The sequence below is a fragment of the Polyangium mundeleinium genome, assembly GCF_028369105.1.
Classification (GTDB): domain Bacteria; phylum Myxococcota_A; class Polyangia; order Polyangiales; family Polyangiaceae; genus Polyangium; species Polyangium mundeleinium.
Window position 1 is genome coordinate 11456683 of the sequence record NZ_JAQNDO010000001.1, and the last position, 18721, is coordinate 11475403.

Sequence of the window (18721 nt, forward strand, 5' to 3'; positions counted from 1 at the left end):
AACGGAGGATCGCAGAGGCGCAGGCGAAAGAAAAGCCCGCGCCTCTGCGACCCGGCGCACCTCAGGGGCGCGGCGGCCAGGCCATGTCGAGCGAATCGACGGCCTCGCCGGGCGCCTGCATCGTGTGGAACGGCGCGGGCGCCGCGAGCGGCGAGACCTCACCCCCACGCGCATTCCCCTGGGACCGCCATTCCAGGCTGAGGTGAATGTGGTGGTGGTGGTACGGCCAGCCCGAGCCATAGGCGAGGCGGCTCGAGAACGCACTCAGCTCGGACTGGCTGATCTTCCGGCGATCCCCGGCGGGCAGCGCCGCGAGCGATTTCGCGGTGGACTGGAGCAGGGGCGCGAGGACGGTGTCCGTGCCGATGACGCGCGTGCGCTGCGAAGCGAAGAGCTTGGCCATGAAGAAGGCCTGGCGCGGCAAGTCGACGATGTGGGTCTTCGCCGCGCCGGCCGTGCAATAGCCGTCGGCGTGGCTCGCGCCGTCGTTGCAGACGATCTCGGCGTCGTTCGACCCGTCGGTCTGGAAGTACGAGATGTCGATGTTGCCGCCCTGATCATGCGTGCTCTGCGGATGGCGCGGGTCGCCGACGTCGTAGCCGGGCGTGACGCCGTCCATCTGGCAGATGTCGATGAGCGAGAGAGGCTTCGTGCCCGGGAAGGCCTTGCGCGTCTCGGCGAGGGCGCTGCGCACGAGCATGACGAGCTCGCGCCGGGCAAAGCGATAATTGGAGTACGAGGCGAAGTTGTAACCGTCCCCGACAACCGAATCGGAAGGATCCGGGAACGGGAACGGGATCAGGCCGCTGCCGCTATTGCCGCGCCCATCGCAATCAGCGAGGGAAAACCCGGCGCCCGTGCAGGTCTGGCCGTCCTTGTAAGTATAATGATTGAGGCGCAGGCTGTACGTGTTCGTCGCGCCCGCATGCCCGAGGACACGGACGTAATAAACCGTCCCGCCGTCCTCGGAATAAAAGCCATAATATTCGGTGTTCGTCTCCTGGCCGCGGAACGTGTAAGGATACTCGGCGCCGTTGCGGGATCCGAGCAGGCGTCCCTGCGCATCATACGCCACGAGATCCAGGTCCCCCGCGGCGTGCTTCATCTCGATGCCGACCCGCGCGATGGTGCGCGCAGGCACGACGACACGGTACCAGTCTTCATCGCCCTTCGTGATGGAGAGGTTGCTCGTGATGCCGAGCGGCACGTCCTTGGCCGTCACGCGGGCATCGTTCGGTTCGAGGCCCTCGCTGCCAGCCCGCGCGGAGCCCGGCGTGTCGCGCAGGCTCCCCGTGGCGGAGAGGGCTGCCTCGTCGCTCACCTCGGCGGGCTCGGCGTCCTCGGAATCGGCCGAACCCTCGGCCTCGGACGCAGGGGAGTCCGCCGCGTCGTCGATTCCGGTCTCGCCCAGTTCTCCCTGACAACCATGCGTCATGGCGGCGAGGGCCATGACGACGAAGTAAGACCATTCACGGCGTGCAATCATTGTTTCATCCACCCGGTTGAAGTTCCCCCCCGGATGAAACCGAACGTGATTCGAGCGTGCAGCCCGATCAAGCTGGAAGGAGCGTTTGCCCGCGGATAAATGGGAGCATTGGCGGACTTTCCGGCCTCCGGCGCGGAGCACGCCTCGGGATTCACACAACAACGTCGGCAGCGCTACCGACGCTCGCCGATGCCCCAGAGGCTCCAACCGTCGCGGAGGTAGATGCGGCCGTCGCCGACGCTGATGGACGGCTCGTTGAGGACACGGTCGAGGACCCGCGGGCGGAAGGCGCGGCAAGGGGCCGGCAAGGTCCAGCGCCAGAGGCGGGTGAACGGCTCTTCGAGGCGCTCGACGAAAAGCGCCTCGGGGCTCGACCAGGCAATGGCATGCTCGTCCACCGCGACGATCGCCGGCATTTCGGTCGACCAGAGCTCGAACGAGAGGCGGCCGCTCCACGGATCGTAGGGCGAGCCAGGCCAACCCGCGCCGAGCGACGAGGCGCCCCGCGCCGCGCCCGTCTCGGCGTCGAACCGATACAGATGCGCGGCCGTGCCCGCGACGCCCACGGCCGCGAGCACGCCCCCGCCCGGCCCCGCAATCGAGACGACGTCCCCAGGCACCTGCGCCTCCCAGCGGACGATCCCCGTCGCGGCGTCGAGCGCGACGATCCGCGAGGGCGCGCGGACGGGGCGCTGCGCGAGCAGGCTGCGCAGGAGCGAGTCCAAAGCCTCGCCCATGAGCGCGGGCTCCTCGGCGAGCGCTTCGAGCAGCTCCTCGTCGCAAGCGATCTTGCGCGCCGCGTCCTCGGCCACGCGGGCCGATCGATCGAGCAGGAAAAACATGCCCGCGCCGGCCCCGGCGACGGTGCGGCTGCGCGCGCCGAGCGACCAGAGGACCTGGCCGTCCTCGATCGACCGGGCCACGAGCGTCCCCCGGTCGTCGGTCCCGCGCACGGGCACGGTCACGCCGAGCACGACGTTCGTGGAGGTGGCGAGCATGGCCTCCTCGCTGCCCCAGCGAAGGCCACGCGCGAAGGAGCGGCATTCGGTCCGGTAAAACCGGACCTGGCGGTAGAGCCAGGAAACGAGGTAATGGTCGTCGGACGCGTGGGCGAGGGGCATCAGGAAGAGCTTGCAGCTCCCGTCGCTCCCGAAGATGCGCATGTCGTTGCCGCGCGCCTCCTCCTCGGCGCCGGGCGCATCGACGAGGCCGATGGCCCCCGCGGGGCTGACGTCGTAGACCTTGAGCGAGGCGTCTTTCTGGTAGACCGGCACGAGCGCGCGGCCGTCGTTCCAGGGCATGGGCAGGCCCGTGTAGGCGTCGGTGGCTTCGAGCGGCACGTGGAGCGTGTAAATCGCGCGCCCGGTGGCGCCGTCCACGCCTACGGCGGAGGCGTCGTCGCCCGCGAGCAACAAGCCTTGCTCGGCGATGACGGGCCGCTCCAGAAACCCCGACCAGGGGCGCGGGGCCTGGCTCGAAAAGAGGAGCTCGGGCTCGGTGAGGGGCAGGCGGGGCATGTTCAGGGCTCCCCGAAGGCGATGCCCTGCGACAGGGGCAGGGCCATGCCCCAGTTGAGGGTGTTCGTTTGCCGCCGCATGTAGGATTTCCAGGCGTCGGAGCCACTCTCGCGGCCGCCGCCCGTGTCTTTCTCGCCGCCGAACGCACCGCCGATCTCCGCGCCGCTCGTGCCGATGTTGACGTTCGCGATCCCGCAATCGCTGCCGGCGTGGGCGAGGAAGGCTTCGGCCTCGATGAGGTGGTGCGTGAAAATCGAGCCCGAAAGGCCCTGGGGGACGGCATTGTGGAGATCGATCGCCTCGCGCATCTCGCCCATGAGCGTCGCGTGGTCCCGCGGCCGCGAGGCGCCGCCATAGTCGATGACGTAGAGGATCGGCGCGAACGTCTCCTCCTGCACGATGCGATATTCGTTCTTGGCCGCGGCGATGCACGGCTCGACGTAATGACCCCCGGGGAACGCGGGGCCGTCGAGCGGCGCGCCGCCGGAGAGCACCTCGCCGCCCTCCTCTTTCAGCCGCGCGAGGGCCGATTGCATGGCGGCGACGGCGTCATGGCTGACGAGGGGCCCCATGAGCGTGCCAGCCGCGCGCGGATCGCCGATCCGTACCGTGGCGTAGGCCCGGACGAGGCGCGTGACGAGCTCGTCCCGCACCGAGCGGTGGACGAGAATGCGACGGGTCGAGGTGCAACGTTGCCCGGCGGTGCCGACCGCGCCGAACAGGATGGCCCGCGTGGCGAGGTCAAGGTCGGCGTGGCTCGTCACGATCAGAGCATTGTTGCCGCCGAGCTCCAGCAAGGTGCGGCCGAGGCGCCGGCCGACGACCTCGGCCGCGCGCCGGCCCATGCGGGTGCTGCCCGTGGCTGAGACGAGCGGGAAGCGCGCATCGGCGAGCATGGGCTCTCCGACGTCCTCGACGCTGCCGAACGCGAGCGAGAAGAGGGCCGGATCGACGCCGCTCTCGCGGCAGACACGCGCCGCGAGGTGCGTGGTGGCGATGGCCGTGAGCGGGGTCTTCGGCGAGGGCTTCCAGACCGTGGTGTCGCCGGAGACGGCCGCGATCGCCGCATTCCAGCTCCACACGGCCACCGGGAAATTGAAGGCGGTGATCACGCCGATGACGCCGAGCGGATGCCATTGCTCGTACATGCGATGGCGCGGCCGCTCGCTGTGCATGGTGAGGCCGTGGAGCTGGCGCGAGAGGCCGCAGGCGAAATCGCAGATGTCGATCATCTCCTGCACCTCGCCCTCGCCCTCGGCCGTGATCTTGCCCATCTCCAGGGTGATGAGGGCGCCGAGGTCCTTCTTGTGGGCGCGCAGGGCGTCGCCGAGCCTGCGCACGACCTCGCCGCGCTTCGGGGCCGGCACCTCGCGCCACGTCCGGAAGGCGGCCTCGGCACGCGCCACGATGTGCTCGTACTCGGCGCGGCGGATCGGACGCACGGAGGCGATGCGCGAGCCGTCGATCGGGGTGATCACGTCGAGGGGCGGGCCGGCACCGAGCCAGTGCTCGCCGTCGAAACCGCCGAGGTTCTCGTCACGAGCGAGGCCGAGCCGGGAGAGCAGTTCATGCATGAGGAAGCTCCGGGGCGAGCGGCACGTGGCCGCCCGGTGCGCGAGTGTCCGATCATCCCGGCAGGAAAGGGAAGAACTCGGCGAAGCTTGGAGCCCCCACGGTCCCCGCGGGCGCTCTGTGCGAGGGCGGCGGCTCACACGAGGGGCAAGATCCCGAGGTCCAGCAGCGAGACGTACTGGCCCGTGCTCGAGACGATCACGTGATCGAGCAGGGGCACGCCCACGACCTGGCTGGCCTCGGCGACCTTGCGGGTCATGGCCACGTCGGCGTCCGAGGGCGCGGGATCGCCGCTCGGGTGGTTGTGCACGAGGATGATGGCGGCCGCCGTGTCCTGGAGGGCGACGCGCAGGACGTCGCGCGGGGTGACGCCGAGCCCGTGCACGCCGCCCTGGGCGACGCGCCGCGCGCTGCGCAGGCCGTTGCGGCCGTCGAGCGAGAGCACCCATAACTCCTCGTACTCGCGCCAGGAGAGACGGCTCGTGAACCAAGCGGCGACGGCGGCGGAGTTGCAGACCGCGGGCCGCGGACGGATCGAGCGCATGAGCGAGCGCCGGCCGATCTCGAGCCCGGCGAGCAGGCGCAGGGCCTTGGCGGTGCCCACGCCAGGGATCTCGGCGATGGCCGAGGGGCCGAGCCGCCCAAGCCCTTCAAGCCCGCCGACCCGCTCGAGCAGCTCGTTCGCGAGGCGGAAGACGGAGCACCCGACGAGCCCCGTGCCGAGGACGATGGCGAGCAAATCGGCGTCCGAGAGCATCAAAATCCCCTCCTCGAGCGCGCGCTCGCGGGGCCCGCGGGGCCCGGGCGTCAGCGTTTCGAGGAACCCTTCGTTGGCCGGAGCCAGTTGGAGCATCGCAACCATGGCCCCTGCAGGAGCAGGATCCAGGCCGCGCAGGTTTCCCGGGCAAAGACGGGCGCGGGGGGTGGCGAAGGGGAAAATCCGCCTGGCGGGCGCCAGGGAGGAGGCCCCGTCCAAGCGCGTCGATCTCGCCTACGACCTCGCTCTTCCCCGTCGGGGTCACGCAGGTCACGCTACTCTCTGGAGCCGGCGCCAACCCCAGCGCCGCCGACCGCCATGATCCTAAGCTGCTCGAACGACCAAGCAGGCCCCGACACCCTCGTCATCATCTACGCGCGCGATCGCAAGCTCCTGGGCCATCGATACAAACTCGACCCCGCCGTCACGGTGGTCACGGTCGGACGCAGCGCTGAAAATACCATCACGATCGACAGCGACGCGGTCTCGCGGTGTCATGCGCGCTTCGAGAAACGCGCCGAGGGCTGGTGGGTGGTCGACACCAACAGCACCAACGGCACCTTCGTCAACGACGAGCGGGTGCCGGGAGCGCTGCTGCGCTGTGGCGATCGGGTCAGCCTCGGCAACACGATCTTCAGGTCCTGCTGCGCCGAGTGCGGGCGACTGATCGACGAAACACGCTACACGACGACGCCGATCGACGGCCTGACAAAGGCGTACAACCGCCGTCATTTCATCGAGCAGCTCGACAGCGCGTTGCGGCGCACGGAGCCCCCCGAGCAACCGCTGGCGATGGTGATGTTCGACCTTGACCATTTCAAGAGGGTCAACGACTCGTTCGGGCACATGGCGGGTGACCAGGTGCTGCGAGAGATCGTGTCGCTCACGCAGCAGCATGTGCGCCCGGGTGATGTCTTTGCACGTTATGGCGGGGAAGAGTTCGCGCTGATGCTACCCGGGACAGACCTTCAGGGAGCCGCGGCGCTGGCCGAGACGATCCGCGCGGCGGTCGCGGCCCACGTGGTGACCTTCGAGGAGCACACGATCTCGCTGACGCTATCGGCGGGCGTCGCACAAGCGGATGAAAACACCTGCGTCGCCAGCGATCTCATCGGGCCGGCAGACGAGAGGCTCTACCAGGCCAAATGCGACGGCCGCAATCGCGTACGCTCGTAAAGGCGTCAAGCCACCCGAGCATCAAAGCGAGAACAGCAGCGCGCGCACCGGGCTCGCCTCGAGCGCGACCGGCAGAGGCGGGCAAACGAGCGTGTAGCTGCCCGCCGCGACGCCATCGAGATCGAGCGCGACGAGCGCGGGCAACCCCGCGGTCGCAAGGCGGGTGTGGGCGGGGAAGGTCGTGGAATCGAGAGGATCGAAGCTGTAGGCATCGAATCCGACGAGGACGGGGCGGCGCGCGAGCAGCGCGTCGATCACCTGCGGATCCAGAAAGGCGAGGTCGACCGCGGGAGAAGGACCATGCCAGCAGGCGCTGCTCCGCGTGCGGAGGAGGAGGCGGCTCCGGCGCGGGATGCGGGTGAGGTCGCCGAGGTCCGAGACCTCGATGCGGTCCTTGGGGAGGCGCGCGAGATCCAGGACAAAGGCGGGGCCGACGAAGGTATCGGGCGGAAAGGCGGAGAGATCCGGGGCGCCCAGGAGGAAATGGGAGGGCGCGTCGAGGTGGGTGCCGACGTGGGCGTGAAGGTGGAGGCTGGAGACGTCGAGCGGGGCGCCGTCACGAATGCGCGCGAGGGGACGCAGCTCCGGGGGTGGATCGCCGGGAAAAACGGGGGTCGTCGCGGCAAGGGGGAGCGAGAGGTCCTTGACGAGGCGCATGTCTTGCGAAGGTAGCAAAGGTTGTGGCTTGGGGCGATTGATGAGCAACACGTCGTCGAGCCGCGTTGCGCTCTTCATGAGCTTCCTGCGGGTCGAACGCTGGGCTGTGCAGCGGACGCGGGAGCAAGCGCGCGACACCGCCGCGCCCGCGGTCGGGGTGCGTGGCATTTTTAGGCTCCTCGTCTTGGGACGCTGTAGCATGGCGGTCCGCGCGTCCGACCAGGTCGATTTTACCAGGAGTGGGTGAAGAGCGATGAGCGAGCGTCCGAAGATCAGCGTGGATGGAGTGGATTTCGAGTGGGACCGAGAGAACGGCCGCATCCTGGTTTGGGGCAACCCGGCGTTGCTCATGTGGATCGAGACGACGCTGGCCGGGCTCATGGTCGGCATCCACAAGATGGTCGGTACCGAGCGTTTCGTGATCGCCGCGGAGCAGGCGGGCCGCGAAAGCATCGAGGGCGAGGTGGCGGCCATCATGCAGCACCGTCAAAGCGTGGAGGACGGGTTCCGGTACCTTGGCACGAGCGCCGCCGCGGTCGGGCACGGCCACTGGGAGCTCGTGCGGCTCGACCACGAGAAAAAGGAGGCGTGGTTCCGGGTCCACAATAGCTGGGAGGCCCTCTACCAGAAAGCGCTCGGCGTCACCTGGGGCACGAGCACGATGGCGGGCAAGTTCGGCGCCCATTGCTCGAGAATTTTCGAGACGCACTGTCGGGCCGAGCAGACCGCATTCCTGGCGCGCGGCGACGCCTATGACGAGTTCGTCGTGCGCCCCACGGAGCGCACGATCGAGGACGACCTCGACGCGCTGATCGGCACCGAGAACGCCACCAGGGCGGATTTCACGGTGGCCTTCGAGCGCCTGCAACGCGAGGTCGAGGAGCGCCGGCGCATCGAGGAGGACCTGCGCCGCGAGGTCGAGGAGCGTACGCGCATCGAGGAGGAGCTTCGAAGCAAGCTCGACCTCATCCGGCGACAGGAGGAGGCGATCCGCGCGATGTCGACGCCGATCCTCAAGTTGTGGGAGGGCGTCCTGACCATGCCGGTGGTCGGGCTCGTCGACAGCACGCGCGCCGGGGGAATGATGGAGGCGTTGCTCGAAGAGATCACGCGGACGCAGACGCGCTTTACGATCCTGGATCTGACGGGCGTCGACGTGATCGACACGGGCGCGGCGGGCCACCTGCTCAAGGTCGTGCAGGCGGCGCGGCTGCTCGGCACGCAATGCCTCGTCTCCGGGATCTCGCCGAGCATGGCGAGCACGGTGGTCAGCCTGGAGCTCGACCTCGGCGCGCTGAAGACGTTCGGGACGCTGGAGGCTGCGCTCCGCTATGCGATCAAGCAGGGGAACGTGGAGGACACAGAGGCGCCAAAGGGGGGCCCTCGCGGCGTGCGCTCTGCTCGGTAGCAAGCACACCCATTAGCGAAGCTGCACCTACGGCCATACGTTTCCGGTGCAATGGGTGGCGGCATCGCCTCGTCCGCCGGTCTCTGACACAGCTTTCACGTCGCGCGCGAGTGCGATAAGGTCGCGCCGATGAGCGACCCAGTGAGCGATGCGCAGGCGCGCGTGTACCAAGAGAAGGCGGACGCGTACGACGCGCTGATCAACGCGGAGGATGCGGACGAGGCGCTCGCACGCGTGGTGCGCGAATGGCTGCCGGAGGGGGCCGTGGCGCTCGACGTCGGCGCGGGTACTGGACGGCTCTCGCGCATCGCCTCCGCACGCGCGTCTCGCTTGCACTTGGTCGATCGCGCGGCGCCTATGTTGGAGATCGCGCGCCGGCATCTGTCGCAGGCCGGCGTGCCGTTCACCATCCACCACGCGGATGCGCGCTCGTTGCCGTTGCCCGACGCGAGCGTCGATGTCGCGATGGCCGGATGGGTGTTCGGGCATTTTCGTCACTGGATGCCGGAGGGCTGGCGCGAGGAAGTGGACGCGGCGCTGTCGGAGATGCGCCGTGTAGTGCGTCCCGGCGGTGCGCTCATGGTCATCGAGACGCTTGGCACAGGCCACGAGACGCCGCGCGTCCATCCGGGCATGGACGAGTACTTCGCGCATCTGGAGCACGCGCACGGGCTTTCGCGCCGCTGGGTGCGCACCGACTACGTGTTCCCCGACGTCGAGACCGCGATGCGCATTTGCGGCGAATTTTTCGGTCCAGCGCTCGTGGCCCAGATCCGCGAGCGCGCTTGGGCGCGTGTTCCGGAGTGCACCGCGATCTTCACGGGCGCTCGCTGATCCGCTGCGCGACGATCACTCCATCGTCGAGCACGTAGAAAGGCGCGTGACATGAGCGACCCTTTCTCGAAGAAAAAAGAAGAGACCCGCCAGCGCCTGATTGCGGCCCGCCATCCTCGGCGTGGGACCGCCGTATTGTCATCGGATCCTGACCATAATCCTCTCATCCTTGAAGACTGTTCCGCTTGTCACGGAACGGGGCTCCGCTGCTACGAAACCTCGACCACTTACACTCGTGATGTCTGTACAACCTGTGCCGGGCGGGGCATTACAGGTCGGCTCGTCAGGTACTTCCAGGACGATTCGCCAGAGGTTCGGAACGCCGATACTGGGAACGGCTGGCTCACCTGCCCGTGGTGCAACCGCCGGTTCACCCTTCGTGATTCCGCTGTCTGGTCGGGACTCCGTCACATCACATGCGGGGGACGGATCGAAATCACAGCGTCTCGGGATAACGATGAACGTTAGGTTTTTCTCCTTCTCTCTTGCCCCCAACCCGATACCCCGCCCGGCGAAGCCGAGGGCGACCCTTCGCCCGGGAGCACCGGGGAGGCATCCCTGAGCCCCGGAGGGGAAGAGCGCCGGGGCGTGTGAGCGTGCGAGGGACACCGCCGCGTACGTGTGCTCCCCAAGTCCGGTATTGAGCCATTGTGCGCCAACCCTGAAAGTCTGGCATGTCGCCCGGACCGCGGCGTCGGTGCGATCATTCCCGCGAAATACATCTGGCCCAAGGGTTGCTCCGGTGGATGGGCCATGAAATGGACCAAGAGCGCATCGAGATCGCCCGCGGCGTGGCTGACATTCGCAACTGCGCTTGCTCTGGGTGCGTGTGATGGTGCCGTCACCACGGGATCAGGGGGCGAGTCCTTCGCTGAGCGACGCTGCGGCATGGGCGCCCCTTGCTCGGCGGGAGCGACCTGTGCGTATTCGGGCGTCGAGAGCGGTGTCCGATGCGCCTGTGATCCCTCCGGGCATTTCCTTTGCGACAACTGGGTCGGCGGGGGCGGTCCGCCTTTCAGCACCTGCGATATGGAGAGTGCCTGCAATGAAGGCGGCGGAGGAAGCGGCGGCGCCGGAGGAAGCGGCGGCGCCGCAGGGGCAAACGGCGGGCCGTGCTCGCTGAGCAACGGCTGGTGCACGCGGAGCTGCACCTGCGCCGGCTGCGAGGTCGAATGCACGGGCAACCCACCCGCTTCGGAAAACGGCCATCTATGCAACTTGGACTATTGCTCGCTTGATTACCTGGGCTACGGCGGCTGCGAGATAAAGGACGGCACGTGCGATTACAAAGTCGAGTGCCTCGACACCCCGAAGATCATCGGCACGTGTCCGGACAGCAATTGATGCTCGACCCAGCGCGGCAGATCATCGTACCCGCCGTTCTGCCTTGCAGCCTTACGACCCCTCGCTCGTTCCCCTCCCCGCCGACATGCTCCTCCCCGCCTCCACCGGAGAGCGACCGCGCGCCTTCGCGCACGACTGAAAGCCGCTTCGGGAACGCCCCACCGAACGACTGCACACGTCACTCCGTGCTGCTATCGTCGGAGCCATGCGAATCGTTGCCGTCGCAGACACACACCTCTATCACACGCAGCTCGTGGTCCCACAAGGCGACGTGTTCGTCCACGCGGGAGACCTGTGCCGGTTCGGGGAGCTCGACGAGCTCGCCGAAGCCGCCGCGTGGATCCGAAGTCTGCCCCATCGGTACAAGGTCGTGGTCGCGGGAAACCACGACTGGGCCTTCGTCCACCATCCGCGCGAAGCACGCGCGCTGCTCGGCAAGGGTGTCATTTACCTGGAGGATTCCGGGGTCTGCATCGATGGCATCACCGTCTGGGGCAGCCCCTGGCAGCCGGCATTCCACGACTGGGCGTTCAATCTCCCACGGGGCGAGGCGCTCGCGGAGAAATGGGCAGTCATTCCCGAGGGGATCGATGTCCTGATCACGCACTCGCCCCCGTTCGGAATCGGTGATCGCTCATGGTCCGAGGAGCGGCATGGCTGTGCGGATCTGATGGCGCGTGTTCGTCAGGTGAAGCCCCGTCTCCACATCTTCGGTCATATCCACGAGGATGGAGGTGTGTTTCACGAGGCCGTCACGCGCTTCGCGAACGTGACGACCTGGGAGTGCGCGCGGGGCCCGACGGTGCTCGATATCGCGGGCGACGTCGTCACGGAGATCGAGGTTCCGAAGGCGCGGCGCGAATGAAGGGCTCGCCGCCCGAGGAGCCCGGCCCGCGTCACGGAAACAGGGTCCACCGGGACATTGGTCGGAAATAGAAATCCGGAAATTACCCTACCAATCACCGAAGAGAGGGCTCGGAAGATGAATGAGAAACAGCACATCGAGGATTTCGCCGCAAGAGCAGGGGCGGACCCCGACTCGGTACGCACGCTCGGCAGCCTCGGCCGCTACTTGCTGGTCAATCCCATGTCTGACGAGGTGGCGTTGCTTGCTCGATTGGGCATCGAAGCGTCCACGTGTGTGAAGGTAGACTTGTACTGGGAGCACGGCGACGTATGGTTCGTGCAGATCCAGGCAGAAACGTACGCGACACCGAGAAGCCTCGGAATCTACGCCCGATTGGCACCGTCCGGCTATGTCAACGTCGTTGTCGTCGCACCCGAGCGCGTCATTTCATCCGACGTCGTCACGCGGGTATTGCGAGACGTGGCCCATCGGAGCCTGCGTGCCGATCGACTGCGTGACATCTTGCAGCCATTATGAACGTACAGCGTTCGAGGAGCTTCGTACGGAACTCCGCAAGTCCAATGAGCTTCGCGTGGATCTCGGTCGCCGCTCGCCGTGACACCCCTGCGTCACGTCCCCCGGCTTTCATCGCCGATCAGGCGTGCCTGGCCGCCGCGTGCCGTTGACCGGGTCCGAGGCGCCGCCCCGGACGCGGAAAGGCCGAGAGCACGTGGCGAGGACCTATGGAAGCTACAATTCCGTTGCGGAGCACCCGCCCGAGGCATTCCCACACGAAGAGATCCAGTTGTTGCATGCCCAAGAGGCGTCGCCGGCCGTGTGGCCCCACCAGATACTGACAGTGCCCTGTGCGACACCATTGTGCCAACACCGCCATGTGGTCGTGCGTTGTGCCAGCGCCGAGGTCGAATATGTGGCGGCGCCAAACAACGCAATCACAGCCAGCGCAGCCAATGCGCGGAGCTTCGTTCGACTGGAAAACATGGGCACCTCCCTGATGTGATCCGTAGGCAACCGTTGCCTAGGTGGGATCGTGTGCCGCGTGGGGATATGAGGCGAGTGGGTCTCCCACCCTCAATGGGGCCTCGTGCATCTCCTGAGCGCCGGGAGCGGTTTTGCCATCTTTTCTAGGCTGTCAAAGACCGCCCCATCAGATCCCAAGAGGGTAACCGAAGCGGATCCGCACCCCGCGGGCTCGTTCGCGTCGATCAGAGCACACATTGAGCCGGATGACCTTCCCCCTCACCGGCCCCAGCGTCCGCGACCCGAGCCGCACCATCCCCCGCGACCATAACCAGCCGCACCGGCTCCTTCACGGTCCAGGGGATCGACGGGTCCTCGCTCCCCGGGTGTACACCGCCTCGCTCTCGTGGCTCGCCACCGACGGCCGGAGCGGCGCCACGGGTTCGGTGCGTGATCAAATCCTCGTCCGCTGAGCGAGCGATTTATTTTCTTCGGTCCGCGTCAGGTCTCACCCCCCAGCCTCGTAGTCCCAACGTGGTCGGAGAGGGCCGCTCGAAAGGGAGCGCGCTCTTCTCGCACAGGGAGAGACAACCATGAAGAACACCCTCAAGCTCGCCGCCGCAGGACTCGTGATCGCCCAGGCTTTCATCGCGGGCCACGCCGAGGCCGTGACCAAGAAGAGCCTCGGCGATCCGGTCGTTCGCGCCTGCTCCGCCTACGAGCCCAATTATCCCCACTACTACCAGGCGCCCGACGGCAAGACCTACTGCTGCGAGGATCTCTACCCGGACAGCTCCCCTTCGGGCTACGGCCAGGGCTGCGTCCTCTTCCATAACATCTACAACACCATCGATCCGGGGCTCCGCGTCGACTTCCAGCTAGGCTTCGGGCAGCCGAACACCCCGGTGGGGAGCGACGACAGCCGGATCACGATCATCCCCGGAAACAACGGCTTCGCGACCGTGAACTGGGACATTGCGCTGAACGGCGCCACCATCGGCGGCGACACGGTCACGATCGCCTACGACGACGCCGACGTCGATCTCTATCCCAACATCGCCTCGCCCGCCCCCGGCGCCGCCTCGGTCTATACCTTCCATTGGACCAAGGATGTCAGCGGCGCGATCGTCGGCTGGGAGTTCACCGACAACCTCGGCCACATCGACCACGGCTGGGACTGGCAGACCGGATATTATTGATGATCCGCGTCACCCGCCGAAGCGCGCGAGATCGACGTCACGAGCACCGCCGGCGACGCCCTGAGCCGGTCGGTCAAGGGGATCATTACATCCCGCGCGCGTCGCACGACAGCGCTTTCGCCCGCTTCGCCACTTCCTTCACTGTCACCGACGGCTTTGCTTTTCCCCACCGCGAGAGCACGCGACGATACGCCTCACAAGCGCCGCTCCGATCGCCGGAAGCCTCGCGCGCGGCGCCGAGCGCGGCGACGACCTGCTGGTGCCCCAAGGCGCCGTCGAGCCCAATGCATCGCGACGCGCCCCTCTCGAGAAATGGGAGCGCCTCCATCGGCCAGCCAGCCGCGACGCGCACATAGCCGTAGAGCGCAGCAGTCGCGGGATTCAGCGCCTTCGCGCCCGCCGCGGGCAGCGGCGCAAGCTCGGGCTCCTTCTCGATCGCGAGGGCCGCAGTCGCGCCCGCGAACACCGGAAAGGCGCATCCGTCGCGCCATATCCAAAACCTACCCCTGGGCGTGGCGCTCGACTGTCGCTCGAGCCAGCGAGAGCGCGCATCATCGAGCTCCGCTCGCGATATCGCGCCCGCCCGCACGGCGACGGCCCGCCCAAAGAGGGTCGGATCTACCGTCGCACATCGATCGGACAGCGTCGATTGCAGCGCACTCCCCGCGCATACTCCTCCGCCATCCGACCCGCGTCGCCGACACGGCCCATTTCGAGCAGCGACCAGGCCCGGATCCAGTGAAGCGAAAGCGGGGTGTTCGGAGCGTCTGCTCGACGGGCTTGAGCCTCGAGCGCCGTCGGCAGCAGGCGCTTGTTGGGCTGCGTCACGCATCCGCCTCCGGTGGCGACAGCGGCTCGTACCGAAATCTTCCGCGGTCATGCACGGGGAGAACGTGCATCAGCATTTCTGCATCGCACGCGCCGAACGCGATAAAATTGGCTCTTGCTTGCCGCAGGGTCATCTTGTTGCAAACGGAATATTCATCCAATTCATTACCGATGAATGCGTCATCCTCCCATAAGCATACACAGCAGATCAGGCTCATGCCGCGCTCGGGCAGACTTATATACCCGCAGCAAGGGCATTGCTCACACGGCGTCGGATCCTTTGGTTCGTACCACGGCATGAATTTCTCCGCTCAAGCTCGATGGTCATCAACCGAAGTCGTACGCACATGACTCTGACGCCGACGCCCGAAGCGCCTGAAGCACGCTGTCGGGCACCGAACCACGAGCAGTCCGCCGGATGGACAACAAAGCTTAGGCTCAACCGCTGCCGATGACGATTGGGACGAGGCCGGAAAGGTCGATCTGCGCGACGGTGGCAAATCGGATGTTTGGGAAGCAGACAAGGCGTGCAGCGCGACGAAGAATGGGGGGCGCCTCTGGCTCTAGCAGAGAGCGTACGGGTGAGGCGTCGAGATAGTAGACCGTCTGTCCCCCGTAGCCGGGGTCCGCATCAAAGGAGTAGAGGCCACAGGAAGCTTCGAGCGACGGGAATGTTGGAGACGCCCCTGATTCGCGCCACCGAGCACTGAGGATCGCCCCAGTGGTGGGGGGAGCGGATGCGAGGAACTCGTCGGCCGCGTCGACCGCTTGGTAGTCATCGAATACCGACGCAGGCCACGCCGCGTACGGGCCCGTGAAGACACCAATATGGGAATCCGCATCGACGGCGAACCAACGCGCCAGCGTACCTTCGACGTCCCTTCGGGTGGTCATGTCATCGTCCCTGTCCGCCCAACGATTTAGATCGCCTGCCGCTCGAAGCGCCACATTGCAGTGATAGCGACGACAGCGGTTGATACCCAAGCCGTTGCGGCAATTAGCTTTTGAACCAAGCCGCCGACGGCAGACAAGTCAACGCTTGTAGCCCCTGACATGACTACGCCACAAGCAACGAATGCGACTGCATTTAGAAGCAAGAACGCGCGAACCGCTCTAGGGACGAGCAAGCGCCATGCTACCCATGTGGCAATGAAAGGCATCAAAAACAAACCGATGCCAAGCGCTCCTGGATTGTGATGGGGATCGGGAAGCGGATGCAGGCTTGCCCAGAATGACGCCAAGCCTGCTGATAGCAGGAAAAGAGCTAACAAGTACGAGGCGATTTTGCTGACGCCAAGCCGAGGAAGCGAGGCTGCAAAGCCGATGCTGCCTAGGGATGCGAGCGCGCCTGTAAGAAATGCGCCCGTGTTGAGGATGCCGGGTCTTGAAGAGAGGTCGGAACCCAGCGCGCTCGCCGATGTTGTGTAGATGCTGTAGTTCGGGAAGTAGGGCGCGGCGACGGCTTGTGCCCCGAAGTAGACGATAGGCACGAGAACTGCGGCGATGAGCAGAAACGTTGGGCGAGTAGACAGTGTGGCCATCCTAGCAACCTAACGAGCCAACAACCCGCAAGCGACGGAGGGGCGCCTGTTGCTTGTCGAGTTGGCCAGTGACTTCACGGCACGAGGATCTCATTGTCGAGTTTCTTTCCGATGGCGCGCAGGCGTGCATTGAGCTTTTGTCCTTGCACGGGAATGGCGCCTGAAAGTGCGGGCTGTAGCTTGCTGTAGAGCGGCGCCTCGGCAAGAACATCCTCGTCCGTATACATATCGGCTCGGGCAGGGAGCAGATACCGCGGGGGCGCTCCGTAGCGAGCCGGCAACAGCGAGCGTTTCACTTCCGCTGCGCTCGTGACATGAGCGATGAACGCGGTGGCATCGGGCAAGCAATTCTCGTCGCAGGTCGTCGAGATGGTCAACATGTCTACCCACGCAAAGGGATGCGAACCCTTGTCGGAGAGCGGAAGCGGCTTCATCTCGATGTCCTCGAGGTCGAGGCATTCACCTTTTTGACAGGATTCGCGTTGCTCCAACGCGATATAGTACAGACGCTCGGAGTATCCCGCGAGTGCTCGACCACGCTTTCTCGCAAATTGTCGCGCGTAGAAGCCGGTTGCCTCGTGATAATCGGAATCGCGGCACATGCCTGTGTCGCAGAGAGAGATGGCTCTCTGAAGATTTGCGGTCGCGCTGCTGAGAAGGCTTGTGTCAAGCAGATACGGTTCTGCAGCGGACAGGTCCCCGAGCTCATCAAGCGTGGCATCGAGGTACAGTTCTCCTAAGGTCGACTTGCCTTTCGCGTCGACCAGAAGTCCTTGATCCGGCGAATGGTTGGCTCCTATCACCGACTCGATATCTTTGAGCGTGCCCGCGCTTTCGAGCTGGTCTCCCGATCGATAGAATAGGTAGTTCGTGCAGGCCCAATGGGGCACGCCCCACCACTCATTCTCGACTTTCGCGGAGTTCTCCGCCACCTGAACCATGGTGTTCGCGGGGGGCACCAGTTCCTCTGGAAGCGCCTGGATCCGCTTCTGGTCTATGAAGTCCGCCAAGAAGACGCCGTCGAGCTCGTAGACTTGTGCGTCGGTATTTGTGATCGCCTGGGGATCGTCCTCGTTGTAGTAATTGGAAGAAAGGTCGATGATCTGCAGGTCAACGTCGGGGTGGTCGCGCTCGAAGCTGTGTTCGATATCAGAAAAGAGGCTCTGGTAATCAGGCAGGAAGGGGTAGAGGGCGACTGTCAACGTACGTCGAGGAGCAGGAGCACAGTCTGCGTTCGCGTTCGTCGAGGCGGCTGGGGTCGCCGTACATCCGAGAAGGAGCACGAAGGCGGCTGTCAGGGCAGTGCAACGAATGGTGGTTGATGGCATGACGTCTCTCCCGTCTCTCAGTTTCCGTCGGTCAAACGATCACTGCTGTCATTTCCGAAGCTCTTCCGCGCCTGGCGAGAAGGCTTTTCGCATCTGCCCAACGACCGCTTCTGCCGCAACGCGAAGCGGACCGCTTCGGGCAGCGTCGCCGCGCCAACCGCGCGAAGTTCCGCGTACGCCCGGCAAAGTGAGCCCACTTGATCGGTGACGGGCGAAGACCCCCCCCACGAGCGTGGCTCGCTGACCGGAATCTGCCAACACCACCCAGGCTCACAACAGCAAGGATCTCACAGCCCGTGCAGGATCTACTAGAGAAATCCAAACCCCTCCGCTAGCACACGGCATGCCGTGTCCGCTGCTGGGAATCCACGTCCCGGGCAACCCGGGTGGGGGGACCGCGTGAGCGGTGCGTTCATCGCGGGGAGCAGGCTGCCGGTCGCGATGGCCGTCGTGGGGCGCGTCCAGCCGCCCGTAGCAGCCCATGTCTCGTTGCCATGGCAAAACATCACGCGGTCACCGTGATCCGCCGCTGTTCCAGCTCCGCCGCGTCGAAGTGCCGCACGGGGCCCGGGGGGCGGTTTGGGAGATAGAACGGATCGTTGCGTCATCGCACCGCGACCTCCTCGAACGTCGTCCTCGCGGCGATGCCCTCTTCGCTCAGGTTGAGGAGGATCGGCAATGTCTCTTGTTGCCAATCCTCGTTCGCGCCGCGGCGGACGGTGACGGGAGCTCCGGGGACACCGAGGTAAACCGCGTCCACGATATCCATGATGACGTAGAAACAATTGTCGTTGGCGAACCGCATCCGTGTGAAGTCCATCCGGATCGACGCGAAGGCGGCTTCGGCTAGGATCCGGCCGAGCTCTTCGAGGAAGCTCCACAGGCAGCGATAGGGATTGTCGACCCGAAGGACGCCCTCGAACGTCAGCACGAGACGATCCTCGTCATCCCGAGCAGCCACCACCTCGAAGACGGCGAGTTCGCCAGCCATCACCGCGCCGCGCGTCAAGACCTTCATCGGTCCCCAGCATACAGGATGCGCTACGGTCTCCGCCATATCCGGCGGCCCGATCCACCACGACGACGGCCCTCCCGTCGCGCGATGGATGAGATGAGCGACATCGCGCGGGTGGAGGAATTGCGTTTTGCGCAATTCTTCCAAAAAGGTCCAGGGCTGGCCCTGGTTCGGGTCGCGGGGCGAACAGCCCCCGCGGGGTCCGGGGCAGCGCCCCGACAAGGCGCACCT

Annotated in this window: 19 protein-coding genes; 8 read left to right on the plus strand and 11 right to left on the minus strand. The window is 66.0% G+C overall.

From position 1 onward, the window contains the following. Positions 1 to 61: 61 nt before the first annotated feature. The 4 genes from POL67_RS45205 to radC all read right to left on the minus strand — a co-directional run bounded on the left by POL67_RS45205 (position 62) and on the right by radC (position 5428). A complete protein-coding gene (locus tag POL67_RS45205; RefSeq protein ID WP_271927610.1) occupies positions 62 to 1486 on the minus strand; it encodes a PPC domain-containing protein in 1425 nt (474 codons plus the stop codon). A gap of 173 nt (positions 1487 to 1659) precedes the next feature. Beyond that, positions 1660 to 3003, minus strand: a complete 1344-nt coding sequence (locus tag POL67_RS45210) for an outer membrane protein assembly factor BamB family protein (RefSeq protein WP_271927611.1) — start codon at positions 3001 to 3003, stop codon at positions 1660 to 1662. Between the two features lie 2 nt (positions 3004 to 3005). Then, positions 3006 to 4577: an L-piperidine-6-carboxylate dehydrogenase gene (amaB, locus tag POL67_RS45215; RefSeq protein ID WP_271927612.1), complete on the minus strand. Its 1572-nt coding sequence runs from the start codon at positions 4575 to 4577 to the stop codon at positions 3006 to 3008. A 134-nt stretch (positions 4578 to 4711) separates the two neighbouring features. Continuing rightward, on the minus strand, positions 4712 to 5428 hold the full coding sequence (radC, locus tag POL67_RS45220; RefSeq protein ID WP_271927614.1) for a RadC family protein: 717 nt from the start codon (positions 5426 to 5428) through the stop codon (positions 4712 to 4714). Positions 5429 to 5650: 222 nt separating this feature from the next. Between radC and POL67_RS45225 the strand changes: the two genes are divergently transcribed. Then, entirely contained in the window at positions 5651 to 6508 is an 858-nt protein-coding gene (locus tag POL67_RS45225) for a diguanylate cyclase (RefSeq protein ID WP_271927616.1), read from the plus strand. 21 nt (positions 6509 to 6529) lie between these two features. Here POL67_RS45225 and POL67_RS45230 read toward each other — a convergent pair whose 3' ends face one another. Next, positions 6530 to 7243, minus strand: a complete 714-nt coding sequence (locus POL67_RS45230) for a cyclase family protein (RefSeq protein ID WP_271927617.1) — start codon at positions 7241 to 7243, stop codon at positions 6530 to 6532. A gap of 175 nt (positions 7244 to 7418) precedes the next feature. On the opposite strand from POL67_RS45230, the gene POL67_RS45235 reads away from it, so the two are divergent. The 7 genes from POL67_RS45235 to POL67_RS45265 all read left to right on the plus strand — a co-directional run bounded on the left by POL67_RS45235 (position 7419) and on the right by POL67_RS45265 (position 13778). Beyond that, on the plus strand, positions 7419 to 8573 hold the full coding sequence (locus tag POL67_RS45235) for an STAS domain-containing protein (RefSeq protein ID WP_271927619.1): 1155 nt from the start codon (positions 7419 to 7421) through the stop codon (positions 8571 to 8573). Positions 8574 to 8702: 129 nt separating this feature from the next. Continuing rightward, positions 8703 to 9407, plus strand: a complete 705-nt coding sequence (locus POL67_RS45240; RefSeq protein ID WP_271927621.1) for a class I SAM-dependent methyltransferase — start codon at positions 8703 to 8705, stop codon at positions 9405 to 9407. Positions 9408 to 10295: 888 nt separating this feature from the next. Next, positions 10296 to 10751 (plus strand): hypothetical protein, encoded by a 456-nt coding sequence (locus tag POL67_RS45245; protein WP_271927622.1) that lies wholly within the window; start codon positions 10296 to 10298, stop codon positions 10749 to 10751. Positions 10752 to 10956: 205 nt separating this feature from the next. Continuing rightward, positions 10957 to 11616 carry a metallophosphatase domain-containing protein gene (locus tag POL67_RS45250; RefSeq protein ID WP_271927623.1) on the plus strand — a complete coding sequence of 220 codons (660 nt, stop codon included), beginning with the start codon at positions 10957 to 10959 and terminating at the stop codon, positions 11614 to 11616. A 117-nt stretch (positions 11617 to 11733) separates the two neighbouring features. Next, positions 11734 to 12135: a hypothetical protein gene (locus POL67_RS45255; RefSeq protein ID WP_271927624.1), complete on the plus strand. Its 402-nt coding sequence runs from the start codon at positions 11734 to 11736 to the stop codon at positions 12133 to 12135. A 710-nt stretch (positions 12136 to 12845) separates the two neighbouring features. Next, complete coding sequence (locus POL67_RS45260; RefSeq protein WP_271927626.1) at positions 12846 to 13052, plus strand: hypothetical protein; 207 nt, start codon at positions 12846 to 12848, stop codon at positions 13050 to 13052. Positions 13053 to 13172: 120 nt separating this feature from the next. Beyond that, the gene (locus POL67_RS45265) at positions 13173 to 13778 is read left to right on the plus strand and encodes a hypothetical protein (protein WP_271927627.1); all 606 of its coding nucleotides are present in this window, start codon (positions 13173 to 13175) and stop codon (positions 13776 to 13778) included. Between the two features lie 85 nt (positions 13779 to 13863). Here POL67_RS45265 and POL67_RS45270 read toward each other — a convergent pair whose 3' ends face one another. The 6 genes from POL67_RS45270 to POL67_RS45295 all read right to left on the minus strand — a co-directional run bounded on the left by POL67_RS45270 (position 13864) and on the right by POL67_RS45295 (position 18493). Continuing rightward, the gene (locus POL67_RS45270; protein ID WP_271927629.1) at positions 13864 to 14244 is read right to left on the minus strand and encodes a hypothetical protein; all 381 of its coding nucleotides are present in this window, start codon (positions 14242 to 14244) and stop codon (positions 13864 to 13866) included. A 358-nt stretch (positions 14245 to 14602) separates the two neighbouring features. Then, positions 14603 to 14905 (minus strand): CPCC family cysteine-rich protein, encoded by a 303-nt coding sequence (locus POL67_RS45275; RefSeq protein ID WP_271927631.1) that lies wholly within the window; start codon positions 14903 to 14905, stop codon positions 14603 to 14605. Positions 14906 to 15044: 139 nt separating this feature from the next. Beyond that, a complete protein-coding gene (locus POL67_RS45280) occupies positions 15045 to 15500 on the minus strand; it encodes a hypothetical protein (protein ID WP_271927632.1) in 456 nt (151 codons plus the stop codon). A gap of 26 nt (positions 15501 to 15526) precedes the next feature. Further along, on the minus strand, positions 15527 to 16147 hold the full coding sequence (locus POL67_RS45285) for a hypothetical protein (protein WP_271927633.1): 621 nt from the start codon (positions 16145 to 16147) through the stop codon (positions 15527 to 15529). Positions 16148 to 16221: 74 nt separating this feature from the next. Further along, positions 16222 to 17349, minus strand: a complete 1128-nt coding sequence (locus tag POL67_RS45290; protein WP_271927635.1) for a type 2 periplasmic-binding domain-containing protein — start codon at positions 17347 to 17349, stop codon at positions 16222 to 16224. A 730-nt stretch (positions 17350 to 18079) separates the two neighbouring features. Beyond that, the gene (locus tag POL67_RS45295; protein ID WP_271927636.1) at positions 18080 to 18493 is read right to left on the minus strand and encodes a hypothetical protein; all 414 of its coding nucleotides are present in this window, start codon (positions 18491 to 18493) and stop codon (positions 18080 to 18082) included. Between the last annotated feature and the right edge of the window lie 228 nt (positions 18494 to 18721).

Coding starts and splice junctions, on each gene's coding strand:
- POL67_RS45205 (WP_271927610.1), bottom strand. CDS start 1,486: ATGATTGCACGCCGTGAATGGTCTTACTTCGTCGTCATGGCCCTCGCC.
- POL67_RS45210 (WP_271927611.1), bottom strand. CDS start 3,003: ATGCCCCGCCTGCCCCTCACCGAGCCCGAGCTCCTCTTTTCGAGCCAG.
- amaB (WP_271927612.1), bottom strand. CDS start 4,577: ATGCATGAACTGCTCTCCCGGCTCGGCCTCGCTCGTGACGAGAACCTC.
- radC (WP_271927614.1), bottom strand. CDS start 5,428: ATGCTCCAACTGGCTCCGGCCAACGAAGGGTTCCTCGAAACGCTGACG.
- POL67_RS45225 (WP_271927616.1), top strand. CDS start 5,651: ATGATCCTAAGCTGCTCGAACGACCAAGCAGGCCCCGACACCCTCGTC.
- POL67_RS45230 (WP_271927617.1), bottom strand. CDS start 7,243: ATGAAGAGCGCAACGCGGCTCGACGACGTGTTGCTCATCAATCGCCCC.
- POL67_RS45235 (WP_271927619.1), top strand. CDS start 7,419: ATGAGCGAGCGTCCGAAGATCAGCGTGGATGGAGTGGATTTCGAGTGG.
- POL67_RS45240 (WP_271927621.1), top strand. CDS start 8,703: ATGAGCGACCCAGTGAGCGATGCGCAGGCGCGCGTGTACCAAGAGAAG.
- POL67_RS45245 (WP_271927622.1), top strand. CDS start 10,296: ATGGGCGCCCCTTGCTCGGCGGGAGCGACCTGTGCGTATTCGGGCGTC.
- POL67_RS45250 (WP_271927623.1), top strand. CDS start 10,957: ATGCGAATCGTTGCCGTCGCAGACACACACCTCTATCACACGCAGCTC.
- POL67_RS45255 (WP_271927624.1), top strand. CDS start 11,734: ATGAATGAGAAACAGCACATCGAGGATTTCGCCGCAAGAGCAGGGGCG.
- POL67_RS45260 (WP_271927626.1), top strand. CDS start 12,846: ATGACCTTCCCCCTCACCGGCCCCAGCGTCCGCGACCCGAGCCGCACC.
- POL67_RS45265 (WP_271927627.1), top strand. CDS start 13,173: ATGAAGAACACCCTCAAGCTCGCCGCCGCAGGACTCGTGATCGCCCAG.
- POL67_RS45275 (WP_271927631.1), bottom strand. CDS start 14,905: ATGCCGTGGTACGAACCAAAGGATCCGACGCCGTGTGAGCAATGCCCT.
- POL67_RS45280 (WP_271927632.1), bottom strand. CDS start 15,500: ATGACCACCCGAAGGGACGTCGAAGGTACGCTGGCGCGTTGGTTCGCC.
- POL67_RS45285 (WP_271927633.1), bottom strand. CDS start 16,147: ATGGCCACACTGTCTACTCGCCCAACGTTTCTGCTCATCGCCGCAGTT.
- POL67_RS45295 (WP_271927636.1), bottom strand. CDS start 18,493: ATGAAGGTCTTGACGCGCGGCGCGGTGATGGCTGGCGAACTCGCCGTC.